Genomic DNA, 13,300 nt, shown 5'->3' with positions numbered 1-13,300 from the left:
CCCGGTGACCACGGGGCGGGGGGTCTACCAGTCGAGCCGGCCGCCGAGGCGCAATCGCAGCCACAACACCAGGCGTTCGTCCGGGTCGGCGAGATCGAATCCGAAGATCTCCGTGGCCCGGGAGAGCCGGTAGCGGATCGTGTTCGGGTGTACGGACAGCAGCTGCGAGGCGGCGGCGACATCGCCGTCGGCGTCCAGGTAGGCGAGGATGGTGGACGCGTAGGTGGTGCCGTGTTCGAGGTCGTGGGCGCGGATCGCCGGTCCGAGCCTGTGGGGGACCACCTCGTGCGTGGCCAGCATCGCGGCCAGCGCGGACAGTGTCGCGCCGGCCCACATCTCGTCGATCGAGGCCACCTGGCACGGCTCCGGCTCACCCGGCCGCTCGGACAGCGCACGCAGCACCAGATCCGCGTCGGCGCGCGAACTCTCGATCGAGCGCAATTCCTGGACGAGCGCGCCGAGTCCGGCCCGGACCGGCACCCGCAGCGCGCTGTGCGCCCGCCGCGCGATGTAGGCGACGAGTTCGCGGTGCGCGTTCGGCGACGGTTCGCTCGGGAGCAGCGCGTAGACCGTTCCGTCGATCAACGCGCAGCCGTGCCTGCCGTAGCGCGCCTCGCAGTGCAGGCTGACCAGGTCCGCCAGCCGGGTGGCCGCGTGTGCGGTGAGCGCGTCCTCGGCGTCGACCGAGGCGACGGCGAACGCGGCCATGGCAACGGGCAGGTTCGGGTCCAGACCGAGTTGTGGGGCCACCGCCGTGACACTGCTCGGGTCGGCCAGCAGTCGCCGCAGCAGGTCGGCGTACCTGCGCCGGACGGCGGATTCGGTGGTGCGGGCCGCGAGCAGGTGCAGCGCGACGTTGTCCGCCACATCGGACAGGGCCTGTTCGGCGACGGAGTCCAGGTGTTCGCCGGCGTCGACGACCCAGATCGACCCCAACACCTCGCTGCCCACGCGCACGGCGACGCCGAGCCGGGGAAGTCCGCCGGGAACGGCGGGGAATCGGCAGGTGCGCCCGAGCCGGGTGAGCACCCGGTACTGCTCGTCGTAGTCCGGGCCGTCGGGCACCTGGAGGCCGAGGATGCCCTGCCGGCGGCCCTCGTCGACGGCCTGGCCGGGCAGGGTCGAGTAGGCGAGGATGCGCCGGTGCGGATCCTCGATCACGGTGGCTCCGCCGACCATGCCGGCGATCGCGTTGGCCAGCGCGAACAGGTCGCCGAAGGCGGGGGCGCCGGCGGCCTGTCCGAAGCGCACGGTGGGAGTGAGGGCCGAGGAGATCATGGCGTCCAGGTGGTGCCAGGCCACCGCCTCGTTGGCGGCCAGGAGCACGATGCCGCCCTGCCGGGCGGCCTCCACCAACGCGGTGACCGGCTCGCCGAAGCTCTTCACCACCACGCACGTGTACCCGGCCTGTGCGGCCGAGCCGATCAGGTCCATCGCCCGCGCCTCGTCCATCCCCACACCGACGGCGAGCAGGATCGCGTCGGTGACGGCGGGGAGGGGGAGCGGGGCGCGTCGTTCGAGGATGAGTACGCCCGAGACCGGCACCGGCTTTTCCGGCGGTTCGGTCAACGGCCGCAACAGTGACGAGCCCAATACCTCCAGGACCTGTCCGAGATCGGGAACCCCGGTACCGAGCATTCTCACCTCTTTGGCCGGACCCACAAAGCATTCGGGGAATCTCTGGACCGGCGTCACATGCCCCCGGCCGATCCGGGCGCCACGCTTTCCGCATGCACAATTCGGCAGGCGTGCGGCGGGCACTTCCGGTGACCGTACCTGCTGTGACCCCATGGAGCGCAACCGGCCGCAGCCGGCCGTGACGAGCCGAATGCCGCAGGTGACCGTCGACTGTTTGCCCGCTCACCGATATCGAAATCCGTATCCGTCGGGCGTTATCGATTACGGCACACGTATAAGTGCTGCAGAAGGAGACATTGTGCGATACAGGACGAGTGCGGTCGTGGCCTTGGCGTGTGCGGCGTCTTTGTTGACGGTGCCGGCCAAGGCGGGCGCGGCGCCGCAGTGTGACACCACGCCCATCCGGACGGCGATGAAGGCACTGGAGGGTGTCGGCGCCACGGGGATGAGCGTGACGGTGAAGAGCCCGAACTGCGGGGTCCGAACGGGTGGTGTCGGTGTCGCCGATCGTGGAACGGGCCGCAAGGTCGTCGGCGACGAGCACAGCCGCATCGGCAGCGACACCAAGACCTGGACGGCCACGGTCGTGCTGCAACTCGTCGGGGAGGGCCGGATCGCCCTCGACGACACCGTGGACGACTACCTGCCGGGTCTGATCCGCACCAGGCTCTACGACGGGCGCACCATCACGATCCGACAGCTTCTGCAGCACACCAGCGGCCTGCCCGACTACCTGGACGCGCCGTTCTGGGAGGACGAGGACGCGCACCGCTGGGATCACATCGAGCCCCTGCAGACGGTCCGGCAGGCGCTCGCCCTGCCCAGGCCCGAGCGCGCGCCGTCGGGCTTCGCCTACTCCAACACGAACTACAACCTGGTCGGTCTGATCGTCAAGGAGGTCACGGGCCGCGGCATCGCCACCGAGATCGAGGAGCGGATCATCCGACCGCTCGGACTGTGCGAGACCCAGTGGGCCGGCGATCGCACCACCTTGCCCAAGCCGGAGCTGCGCGGCTACGCGCAGCGGGGCAAGACCCTGGTGGATCGGACCGAATGGAACACCTCGGAGGCCGACGCGTCGGGCGCGCTGATCTCCGACGGCGCGGACACCACCGCCTTTTGGACCGCGCTGTTGACCGGGAAGCTGCTGGCCCCGGCCCAACTCGCGGAGCTGAAGCGGACGGTCGCGGAGGACGTCGCGAACGAGCGCTACGGGCTGGGCGTCGAGCGCCACGAGCCCTACCCGGGCTTCGTGTTGTGGGGACACAGCGGCAGCATGTCCAGCGGCCACAAGTTCCGGAACGCCGTCACCGACGACGGCCGACGGGCGGTGACGCTGCTGATCGGCTCGGAGTCGTTCGACTCGGACCGCGTCGACGCCATCATGAGCAGGCTCCTGCGCGACCTGCGCTGACGGCGACATCGTCGCGGCGGGGCCGGTTTCGGCTCCGCCGCGACGACGCGTGTCGGGTGGTGCGGTCAGGCGGTACGGTCCGTCATGGCGCCCTCCCAGGCGAGGTAGCGCTCGACGGAGCGGCGCAGGACCGCGTTGCCGTCGGCGGTGACCACACGGTCCCACCAGGCGCCGTAGATGCGTTCGAAGCGGTGACGGCCGAGCAGTTCGGCGGCGTGGCGGACGGCGTCGGGGTGTTCGGGGATGTGGTTGGCGTAGCTGTGCATCACGGTGATCCAGCGGCAGTCCGGGCAGACATTGAGGACGTCGCCCGAGAACAGCGCCCCGCCGCCCGCGCTCCAGTGCAGGACGGCGCTGCCCGGGAAGTGGATCCTCGGGTTGATCAGCGTGAGTTCGTCGGTCAGCCGATGGGTCTCGCCGGACCAGAAACGCAGCGCGGGGTCGGGGCGCCCGACCCAGGAGCGGTCCGCTTCGTGCAGGTGCACGGGTGCGTCGAAGGCGTGCGCCCACTCGACCATCACGGAGTAGAAGTGGGGGTGGCTGATCGCGATGGCGGTGATGCCGCCGAGGTCGGCGACGGCCTCGACCATGGAGTCGTCGAGGTAGGGCGGGCAGTCCCAGAGGATGTTGCCCTCGGTGGTGCGCAGCAGCAGTGCGCGTTGGCCGATGGCGATGGACTCCGTGGTGCCGATGCCGAGGACGTCGGGGCCCTGTTCGGCGAACTTCGCGGTGTGGCCCGCGGCGTGCAGCTCGGCGAGGGTGGTCCACCGCTGGCCGGCGACGGGGACGTACTGGCGGTCGTCCCGACAGACGGGGCAGTCGGGACGGGGGCCGGCGTACTGGGTGCCGCAGGCGGTGCAGATGGGGAGATGGGCGCCGGGAAAGCTGCGCCGGGCGGATGTGGCGGCCGGTGCGTTGTCGACCTCAGGCACGGGTGCCGGCGGTGAGGTCGGTGGTCGGGTGGGCCTGGGTGGGCCGCCAGCCGAGCAGGCGCACGGCGCGCTCGCCGGAGACGGTCTGGTCGAGCGCGAGCGCCTCGGCGAACGGGAACCCGAGGGCTTCGGCGGCCTGTTCGAGCGGCCAGGGCTCGGCGCGGCCGACACCGCCGGCGGCGACGTCGACGGCTGCGGCGAGCGCCGGGGTGGCGACGGCCTGGACGGCGACGCCGTGCCAGAGGGTGCCGGCGTCGGCCTTGGTGAGGACGAGGGAGTACAGGGCGGCGAGGTCGTCGATGTGGACCATCGGCCAGCGGGTGCCGGGCGTTCCGACGTAGCGGCCGGTGCCGTGCTCCTTGGCCCAGCCGAGCATGAGGGCGGGTATGCCGCCGCCGTGGCCGTACGCGATGCCGGGGCGGATGACGGCGCTGCGCACGTCGTTCCGGGCGGCGGCCAGGACCTGCTGCTCGGTGCGGGGGCGGTAGCCGACGATGTCGATCGCGTTGGTGGGGGCGTCCTCGTCGACGGCGTGGTCGCCGGTGGCGCCGAGCACCCAGATGCCGCTGGTGTAGACGAAGGCGCGGCCGGTGCCGTGCAGCGGTGAGGTGAGGGCGTCCACGGCGGCGGCGTCGGCCTGTTCGTCGCCGGTGGGAGTGGCGAGGTTGACGACGGCCTCGATGTCGTCGGTGACGGCGTCGATGAGGCTGTCCGGGTCGGTGAGGTCGCCGAAGCGCGCGTCGACGCCGGGCTCGGAGGGGGTGCCGGTCTTGAGGAACGGGACGACGGTGTGGCCGTCCTCGATGAGGCGGCGGGTGACGGCGGTGCCGATGTAGCCGGTGGAGCCGAGGACGAGGACCTTCATGGTGTGCCCCTGGTGCGTGTGGGTTCGTGGGCCGATGTGGTGATCGGCGTTGCGAGCACGACAGTAGGGGCGCGCGGGGCGCGGCGGATCCGTCGAATGACCGGGGTGGGTACCGGGCTGCCGGGGTGCTGTCGATCGTCGCGGACGCCTTTGCGATCTCCCGGGCGGCGGGTCAGGCGGTCGGCCAGTCGAGGCTGCCCAGCGCTGCGCGGGAAGTGATGCCGAGTTTGGGGTAGGCGTTGGAGAGGTGGTAGGCGACGGTGCGGGGGCTGAGGAACAGGCGGGCGCCGATGTCGCGGTTGCTGAGCCCGGTGGCGGCCAGGCGGGCGACGTGCAGCTCCTGCGGGGTGAGCCGCGCGGTGGCGTCGGCGTGGCCGCCGGTGTCGACCGGGCCGGCCACGGGGGCGCCGACGGCGCGGAGTTCGGCGCCGGCGCGGTGCTGCCACGGGCCGGCCCGGAGCGTTTCGAAGGCGGTGAGGGCGGCCGTGAGGTGGGTGCGGGCGGCGGCGCGCTGCCGGTTGCGGCGCAGCCATTCGCCGTAGAGGAGTTCGGTGCGGGCGGCTTCGAAGGGCCGGCCGTCGCCGCGGTGGGCTTCGAGGGCGGACCGGTACAGGTCGCCGGCGGTGTCGTCGGCGGCGAGGAGGGCCCGGCAGCGCAGCGCGACGGCGTGCGCCCACGGGGTGCCGGTGCCGTGCGCCCACGTGGTGAACCGTTCGGCGGTGCGCCGGGCTTCGTCGGGGCGGCCGAGACGGGCGGCGGCCTCGACGTGGTCGGCCAGGCCGTGGATGGCGACGGCGACGTGGGCGCGGGGGCCGTCGGCGATGTCGGTGAGCCGGGTCAGCGCGGTTTCGTGGCGGCCCCGACCGAGGTCGAGGAGGGCTTCCGCGCAGGCCGTCCAGACGGCTGGCCCGCCGCCGGCGCCGGCGTGGCGGGCGGCGGCGTGATACCCGTCCTCGTCGCCGTCGATCGCGGCGAGGACGGCGAGCACGCCGTGGAGCATGGCCTCGTGGTGGTGGTTGGCGGTGCTTCGGGCGATGTCGAGACCCTCGACGGCGGTGCTGTGCGCGTGCTCGTGGCGGCCGAGGAACAGGCGGCAGCGGGCGAGCCGGAGCAGCAGCGTGGGCAGGATGCCGATCGCGCCCTGCTCGCGGGCCCGCCGTTCGAGGACTTCGGCCCGGTCGTGCACGCCCCGGTAGTCGCCGAGGAGCATGTCCCAGCCCTGGAGGCGGGTTTCGTCCGCGAGCGGGCGGGTGCCGCCCGCGGCCCGCGTGCCGTCGGTGAAACGGCGCAGGAGGGGGTGGCCGGCCTCGGGGTTTCCGGTGGCGAGGTGGTGGAGGGCGAGGGCGCCGGTGTGCGCGGGACCGGCGCCGAAGTCGAGGCCCGCGAGCGTGTCGAGGATGCCGGTGGTGGCGCCGGCGGGATCCGGGGTGTCCCAGGCGGCGGCGACGGCCTCGAAGAGGATTCCGGCGGCGGTGTCCGGGTCGTGTGGCGCGGTGGTGCGGGCGGCCTCGACGAGGATGAGGCGGGCGGCGTCGGGGCGTCCGGCGGTGTGTTCGACGGTGGCGCGGATCGACGCGAGCCTGGCGGTCACCGCCGGATCGTCGGCGTACGGCGCGGCGGCCTCGGCGAGCGCGGCGGCGGTCTCGGGCCGGCCCGCCTCGGCGGCGGCGAGCGCGGCCTGGGTGAGCCGGTGGGCGCGCAGTCGCGGGTCCTCGGTGAGTTGGGCCGCTCGCCGGTACGCGGTGGCGACTGTCGCCCGCCCACCCCGGGCGCGGAAGTGTTCGGCCGTTTCCTCGAGCCGGTCGGCCACGGCGGCGTCGTGGCCGACCGTGGCGGCGGCCAGGTGCCAGGTCTGCCGGTCGCGGTCGCTCTCGGGCAGCGCCGCGGCGAGCGCGTGGTGGGCGGCGTTGCGCCGGCCGAGGGTGGCGCCGTGATAGGCCGCCGCGCGGGCGAGCGGATGGTGGAAGGCGAGATGCGTGGCGGTGAGGTGGATCAGCCCCGCCTGTTCGGCGGGTTCGAGATCGTCGGGCACGGCGCCGAGTTCGCGTCCCGCGCGCAGTACGAGCGCGGGGTCGCCGGTGTCGTCGGCCGCGGCGAGGGTGAGGAGGGTGCGGGTGGCGGCGGGCAGGGTCGCGATCCGTTCGTCGTACAGGCGTCGCACCCGCCAGGACGCGGGCAGCACGGCGATCTCGTGGTCGTCCAGCAGGTCCGCCTCGGGGCGCAGGCCGGGCGTGAGCGCGGCGGCGAGTTCGACCAGGGCGAGCGGATTCCCGGCCGCCCGGCGTAGCAGCCTGCGGCGCACGGCCGGGGTGAGGCCGGGGGCGTGCCGGTCGAGCAGCGCGGTGCCGGCGTCGTCGTCGAGCGGCTCCAGGCGGTGCACGGGCAGCCCCGGCGCGTCGAAGTCGGCCGACCCGTCGCGCGCGGCGAAGACGATCGCCACGGGCTCGGCCGCGAGCCGGCGCGCGGCGAACAGCAGGGCGTCGGCGCTTTCCTGGTCGAGCCAGTGGGCGTCGTCGACGAGCACGAGCAGCGGCTGCTCGTCGGCGAGTTCGCCGAGCAGGCTGAGCGCGGCGGCGCCGACGAGGAACCGGTCGTAATCGCCCGGCGCGGCCGGATCCGCGGCGGTCCCGTGCACGGCGTGGCGCAGCGCCTCGGCCTGATGCCGGGGAAGCCGGTCGGCCAGATGCAGCGCCTCCCGAAGCACGACATGCAGCCCCGCATACGGCAACCGAGCCTCCGACTCGACCCCGGCCCCCCGCAACACCCGCACCCCGGTCTCGGCCTCCACGCCGGCACTCCGCGCCACGCGTACCCCGGTCCCGGCGTCGGCATCGGCGCCACGCGGTACGCGCGCCCCGGTCTCGGCCTCCACCGCGGCACCCCGCGCCACGCGCACCGCGGTCCCGGCGTCGGCGTCGGCGCCACGCGGTACGCGCGCCCCGGTCCCAGCCTCCGCCCCGGCACGGCGCAGCACGGGAAGCCCGGTTCCGGCCTCCGCCCCGGCGTCGCGCAGCACCGGCAGCCCCGTCCCGGCCTCCGCCCCGGCGTCGCGCAGCTCCCCCAGTCCCCTCGCGGCCTCGGCGGCGGCGTCGAGCAGGGCGCTTTTTCCGGTGCCGATGTCGCCGACCAGCACGACCGCGCCCCCGCGGCCCCGGGCCGCGGCGCGGACCAGGGCTTCGAGGGCGGCGGTGTGGGGCGTTCGTCCGTGGAGCACGAAGGTCAACTTATCCGGGGCCCTCGGCCCCGCCCGCACGGGTGTTACCGACGAGTCGGCGCCACCCGTGCCGGCGTGGCCGCACCGGTGTCCTGCGGGGCCTGCTCGGTGGTGTTCTCCGGGTGATGGCAGGCCACCTGTTGCCCCGGCCGCAGCTCCTCCAACGGCGGCTCGGCCGTCGTACAGACCCACGTCGCCTTCCAGCACCGGGTGTGGAAGCGGCAGCCGCTCGGCGGGTCGATCGGCGAGGGTACGTCGCCTTCGAGCCGCAAGCGCTCGCTCCGATCCCTTCTGCGCCGCGGGTCCGGGATCGGCACGGCCGACATCAGCGCCTTGGTGTACGGGTGCATCGGCGCCCGGTAGAGCAGTTCCCGATCGGCGAGTTCGACGATCCTGCCGAGATACATCACCGCGATCCGGTCCGAGACGTGCCGGACCACGGACAGGTCGTGCGCGATGATCACGTAGGTCAGGCCCAGTTCGCGCTGCAGGTCGTCCATGAGGTTGACGACCTGGGCCTGGATCGACACGTCGAGCGCCGACACCGGCTCGTCCGCCACCACCAGCTTCGGCCTGAGCGCCAGCGCGCGGGCGATGCCGATGCGCTGGCGCTGACCGCCGGAGAACTCGTTCGGGTAGCGGTTGTAGTGCTCGGGACTGAGGCCGACCACCGACAACAGTCGCTGTACCTCCTTCTTGATGCCGCCCTCGGGCTCGACCCCTTGGAGCCGGAAGGGCGCGCCGATGATCGTGCCGGTGGTGTGGCGCGGGTTCAACGACGAGTACGGGTCCTGGAAGATCATCTGCACGTCCCGGCGCAGCGGGCGCATGCCCCGCACGCCGAGGCGCGTGATGTCCTCGCCCTCGAACTCGATCGTGCCCGAAGTCGGTTCGAGCAGGCGGGTGATCAACCGGCCCATCGTCGACTTGCCGCAGCCCGATTCGCCCACCACCCCGAGCGTTTCGCCCGAGCGCACCTCGAAGTCGATGCCGTCGACGGCGCGCACCGCGCCGGCCCGGCGCCGGAAGAGGCCCTTGCGGATCGGGAAGTGCTTCTGCAGCCCGGTCACTTTCAGCAGGACCTCGCCGGGCGCCGCGTCCTCGGCGCGGCCGGCCCTACCGCCGGTGTCGAACGAGCCGACCCCACCGGCCCGTTCGCCGTCGCCCTGCACACGGTTGCTCACTGCGTCGTCCTCCGCGTTCTCGCTCACGACCTCGGCGCAATCTCTTCGGCCCGGATCCGCTCCCGCTGCTCCCGGGTCAGATGGCAGGCGACCCAGTGCCGCTCGCCGACCTCGGTGGGTTCGGGGCGGATCGTGCGGGTGACGTCGTCCTTCGGCACGTCCGCGTACGGGCAACGCGGGTGGAAGGCGCAGCCGGACGGCAGGTTGATCAGGGACGGCGGGGAGCCCTCGACCGGGACGAGCCGGTCCTGCTGCTCGCGGTCCAGGCGCGGCATCGAGCCGAGCAGACCCCAGGTGTAGGGGTGCCGGGGTTCGTGGAACACCCGTTCCGCCGGGCCGCGTTCGACGCAGCGGCCAGCGTACATCACCAGGATGTCGTCGGCGAGTTCGGCGACGACGCCCAGGTCGTGGGTGATCACGATGACCGCGGAGCCGAACTCCTTCTGCAGGTCCAGGACGAGGTCGAGGATCTGCGCCTGGACGGTGACGTCGAGGGCGGTGGTGGGCTCGTCCGCGATGAGCAGTTCGGGGTTGTTCACCAGGGACATCGCGATCATCGCGCGCTGGCGCATGCCGCCGGAGAACTCGTGCGGGTAGGCGTCGACCCGCTTGTCCGGCTGCGGGATGCCGACCCGGTCGAGCATCTCCACCGCCCGTTTGCGGGCGGTCTTGCGGTCGACGTCGTGGTGGATCCGGTACGCCTCGACGATCTGCCGGCCGATCGTGTAGTACGGGTGCAGCGCGGACAGCGGATCCTGGAAGATCATCGCCATCCGCCGGCCCCGCAGCTTGCGTACGTGTTCGGGTCCGGCCGACAACAACTCGGTGCCGTCCAGCCAGATCTCGCCGGAGATCCGCGCCTTGCGCCTGCCGTACTGCCCGGTCGTGTGCAGGCCCATGATGCCGAGCGAGGTCACCGACTTGCCGGAGCCCGATTCGCCGACGATGCCCAGGGTCCGGCCCTTCTCCAGGTGAAAGCTGAGCCCGTCGACGGACTTGACCAGGCCGTCGTCGGTCGGGAAGTGCACCCGCAGGTCGCGCACGTCCAGGAAGGGGCGCGGCGCGGTCGAGGCGCCGGCGGGCCGGTCGGATACGGCGGTGCTCGTGTCGGGGATGGTCATGCGAGCCTCACTCGGGGGTCGATCACGGCGTAGAGCACGTCCACCAGGAGGTTGGCCAGCAGCACCGAGAGGGAGGTGATCAGGACGACGCCCAGGATGATCGGCAGGTCCTGGTTTCGGATGGCGTTCAGCACTGCCTGGCCGAGGCCGGGCAGGTTGAATGTCGACTCGGTGAGGATCGCGCCGCCGATGAGCGCGCCGAGGTCCATGCCCAGCATGGTCAGGATCGGCGTCATCGTGGAGCGCATGGCGTGCTTGCCGATGACGGTCCGCTCCGGCAGGCCCTTGGCGCGCGCGGTACGGATGTAGTCCTCGCCCAGGACCTCCATCATCGTGGCGCGGGTGATCCGCGCGTACATCGCCGCGTACAGGAAGGCGAGGGTGATCCACGGCAGGATCATGCCGCCGAACCAGCCGCCGGGATCCCGGCCGAACGGCACGTACTGCGCGTCGAGCCACTCGAGTCCGAACGCGAAGGTCGCCAGGGAGAGCATGCCGGTGAAGTAGATGGGCAGGGATACCCCCGCGAGGGCGGCGACCATCGCGCCGCGGTCCCACAGGCTGCCGCGCTTGAGCGCGGAGAGCACGCCCGCCGCGACACCGAAGACCAGCCACAACACGGCGGCGCCGAGCGCGAGTCCCAGGGTCACCGGGAAACGGTCGGTCAACACCGGCCAGACGGCCTGTTCGCTCTTGAACGAGTAGCCGAAGCACGGTGCGGAGCAGTGCACGACGTCACCGCCGGTCGAGTAGGTGCGGCCCGCGAAGATGCCCTTGAAGAACTCCCACGCCTGGACGTGGATGGGCTCGCTCAGGCCGAGCTTGTCCCGCACGGCCTCGACGGCGGCGGGGTCGGCCTGCTTGCCCACGAAGCTCGCGGCGATGTCGACGCCCGTCCACTTGGGGACGAGGAAGAAGATGCCGAAGACCACCATGATGATGACCACCAGCATCACTGCGGCGGCGAACAGCCGCCTGATCAGGTAAGTGAGCACAGCTGACGGCCCGCGGTCATGCCGCGCCGGCCTTCACCTGCCTTTCGTGCCGTTCGACGGGTGGCCGGGGGTTCACTGCGAAGTCTTCGACGACTGCGCGGAGTTCGCTGAGTCGGCGGAGTCGGCGGACTTCGTGGAGTGCAGACCGAGGCTGACGAAGTCGTAGCCGTTGTAGGCGTCCGTCATGTAGACGTTGGTGAGTCGCCCGCCGCGCCAGTTCAGATACTTCTCGTAGGTGAAGGGCAGGTAGTACCCGCCCTCCATGACCCTGTGGTTGATCTGCGCGGCGATCCGGCCCTTGTTGCCCTCGTCGGGCTCCTTGGCGTAGGCGTCGAAGAGGTCGTCGATCGCCTGGTCCTTGATCAGGGCGTAGTTGACGTTGCCGCTCTCCAGCACGTACTTGCCGTCCCACAGCGGCCGGCCGAAGCCCTGGACGGACGGGAAGTCGGCGGCCCAGCCGTCGATGACGATGCCGTAGCCCTTCTTCGCCACGTTGTCGGGGCTGCCGACGATGCCGGAGGTCTGCGAGCCGTCGTACTGGTCGATCTGCGCGTCGATGCCGATCTTCTTCAACGACGCCTGCAGGGACTGGGCGGTGGCCACCTCGACCGGCTTGTTGTTGCGGACGGCGATGGTGGTGGTGAAGCCGTCCGGCTTGCCGCAGGCCGCCAACTCCCGCTTGGCCTTGGCGACGTTGCCGTTGCGGTCGGTGCCCGCCATGTCGAATGGGTCGTACGTGACGCCCTGGGAGCCCGGGACCGTCGGCGGCAACATGTTGGTCCCGATGTCGCCGCCGGCCACGGGGCCGCCGCGCGCGGTCTGCAGCGACAGGTGGTCGGCCCCGTGGATGACCGCCTTGCGGCAGTGCTCGTTGTCGAACGGCTTCACGTTCTGCGGGAAGGTCGCGTAGCGGACGTAGCCGGAGAGCGGGTTGTCCAGGTGGCCCTTGTGCTGCTTGAGCGCGGTCTGGCGGCCCTGCGGCGACAGGCCGGACTGGCCGAGGTCCAGGTCGTAGTCGCCGGCGATCAGCCGCTGGTCCATGTCGTTGGCGTTGGAGAAGAACTTGACACTCACGGCGTCCGGGTAGGCCTTGCGGACCGGGTCCGAGGCCTCCTTCCACTGCGGATTGCGGACCAGTTCCAGGCCCTTGCCCGGGTCGTACGACTCGAACCGGTACGGGCCGCTGGAGAACGGGCGCAGGCCGTACTTGGACTTGGTGTCCTTGTCCTGGCGCACCGGGGACGCCGACGGGATCGCGAGCATCTGCGGGAAGTCGCTGTTGGGTTGCGGCAGACGGAAGACGATCGTCCTGTCGTCGGGCGTCTCGATCGCCTTCAGGCCGAGTTTGTCGGCGGACTCGTCCTGGTAGGGGCCGTGGTACTCCCCGTCGGGGTCGAGGACGTCCTTGAGGTAGACCGGACCACCCGACAACACGTCCTGCGCCCACTGGCGTTCGATGCCGTACTTGACGTCCCTGGCGGTGATCGGCTTGCCGTCCTCCCACGTGACCCCGTCGCGCAGGGTGAAGGTGTACGTCTTACCGTCGTCGGAGACCCTGCCCCCGTCGGTGGCGAGGTCGGGGGTCAGCCCGGCGCCCGCCTTGCCGGGTTCGGTCTTGTAGGTGACCAGTTGGCGGCTGTAGAAGCGCATGAAGTTCCAGGCGAAGCCGTAGTAACTGCGGGTGGTGTCCCACGAGTCGCCGTCCTGGGTGCCGGCGAATCTCAGGGTGCCGCCTTTCGTCGTGGCGGCGTTCACGACCTTGGTCGTGGCGGCGTCGTAGCCCGCCGCGCTCGCCTTGTCGTCGCCACCACCGCCGCACGCCGTCGTGGTCAGCAGTCCTGCGACCACGGCCGCGGCGGCCAGTGCCTGCGTGCGTCGCCCTGGGGCGTGTCGGGTAGTCACGATCTCGGATCCTCCGGATTGCGTGCGGGACCCGG

General features: G+C 71.9%; 9 protein-coding genes. 1 reads left to right on the top strand and 8 read right to left on the bottom strand.

Going from position 1 to position 13,300, the window contains the following annotated elements:
* Nucleotides 1–24: 24 nt before the first annotated feature.
* On the bottom strand, nt 25–1,638 hold the full coding sequence (locus tag ACFXKZ_RS19820; protein WP_380002164.1) for a PucR family transcriptional regulator: 1,614 nt from the start codon (nt 1,636–1,638) through the stop codon (nt 25–27).
* Nucleotides 1,639–1,936: 298 nt separating this feature from the next.
* On the opposite strand from ACFXKZ_RS19820, the gene ACFXKZ_RS19815 reads away from it, so the two are divergent.
* Entirely contained in the window at nt 1,937–3,052 is a 1,116-nt protein-coding gene (locus ACFXKZ_RS19815) for a serine hydrolase domain-containing protein (protein ID WP_380002162.1), read from the top strand.
* A 65-nt stretch (nt 3,053–3,117) separates the two neighbouring features.
* Here ACFXKZ_RS19815 and ACFXKZ_RS19810 read toward each other — a convergent pair whose 3' ends face one another.
* From ACFXKZ_RS19810 to ACFXKZ_RS19780, 7 genes are all read right to left on the bottom strand, one after another.
* Entirely contained in the window at nt 3,118–3,984 is an 867-nt protein-coding gene (locus tag ACFXKZ_RS19810; protein WP_380002160.1) for an MBL fold metallo-hydrolase, read from the bottom strand.
* Nucleotides 3,977–4,849, bottom strand: a complete 873-nt coding sequence (locus ACFXKZ_RS19805; protein ID WP_380002158.1) for an NAD-dependent epimerase/dehydratase family protein — start codon at nt 4,847–4,849, stop codon at nt 3,977–3,979. The genes ACFXKZ_RS19810 and ACFXKZ_RS19805 overlap by 8 nt, the downstream gene beginning before the upstream one ends.
* A gap of 172 nt (nt 4,850–5,021) precedes the next feature.
* Nucleotides 5,022–8,063, bottom strand: a complete 3,042-nt coding sequence (locus tag ACFXKZ_RS19800) for a LuxR C-terminal-related transcriptional regulator (protein ID WP_380002156.1) — start codon at nt 8,061–8,063, stop codon at nt 5,022–5,024.
* 44 nt (nt 8,064–8,107) lie between these two features.
* Nucleotides 8,108–9,247 (bottom strand): ABC transporter ATP-binding protein, encoded by a 1,140-nt coding sequence (locus ACFXKZ_RS19795; RefSeq protein WP_380002154.1) that lies wholly within the window; start codon nt 9,245–9,247, stop codon nt 8,108–8,110.
* Between the two features lie 23 nt (nt 9,248–9,270).
* Nucleotides 9,271–10,368, bottom strand: a complete 1,098-nt coding sequence (locus ACFXKZ_RS19790; RefSeq protein ID WP_380002152.1) for an ABC transporter ATP-binding protein — start codon at nt 10,366–10,368, stop codon at nt 9,271–9,273.
* A complete protein-coding gene (locus ACFXKZ_RS19785) occupies nt 10,365–11,363 on the bottom strand; it encodes an ABC transporter permease (protein ID WP_380002150.1) in 999 nt (332 codons plus the stop codon). Before ACFXKZ_RS19785 ends, ACFXKZ_RS19790 begins: the two co-directional genes overlap by 4 nt.
* 72 nt (nt 11,364–11,435) lie before the next feature.
* Complete coding sequence (locus tag ACFXKZ_RS19780) at nt 11,436–13,265, bottom strand: ABC transporter substrate-binding protein (protein ID WP_380002148.1); 1,830 nt, start codon at nt 13,263–13,265, stop codon at nt 11,436–11,438.
* Nucleotides 13,266–13,300 lie beyond the last annotated feature (35 nt).

Source organism: Embleya sp. NPDC059237, from assembly GCF_042754105.1.
GTDB lineage: Bacteria > Actinomycetota > Actinomycetes > Streptomycetales > Streptomycetaceae > Embleya.
The sequence above is the reverse complement of the archived record's forward strand: the minus strand, read 5'-3'. Positions and strand labels throughout refer to the sequence as shown.

Coding starts and splice junctions, on each gene's coding strand:
- ACFXKZ_RS19820 (WP_380002164.1), bottom strand. CDS start 1,638: ATGCTCGGTACCGGGGTTCCCGATCTCGGACAGGTCCTGGAGGTATTG.
- ACFXKZ_RS19805 (WP_380002158.1), bottom strand. CDS start 4,849: ATGAAGGTCCTCGTCCTCGGCTCCACCGGCTACATCGGCACCGCCGTC.
- ACFXKZ_RS19790 (WP_380002152.1), bottom strand. CDS start 10,368: ATGACCATCCCCGACACGAGCACCGCCGTATCCGACCGGCCCGCCGGC.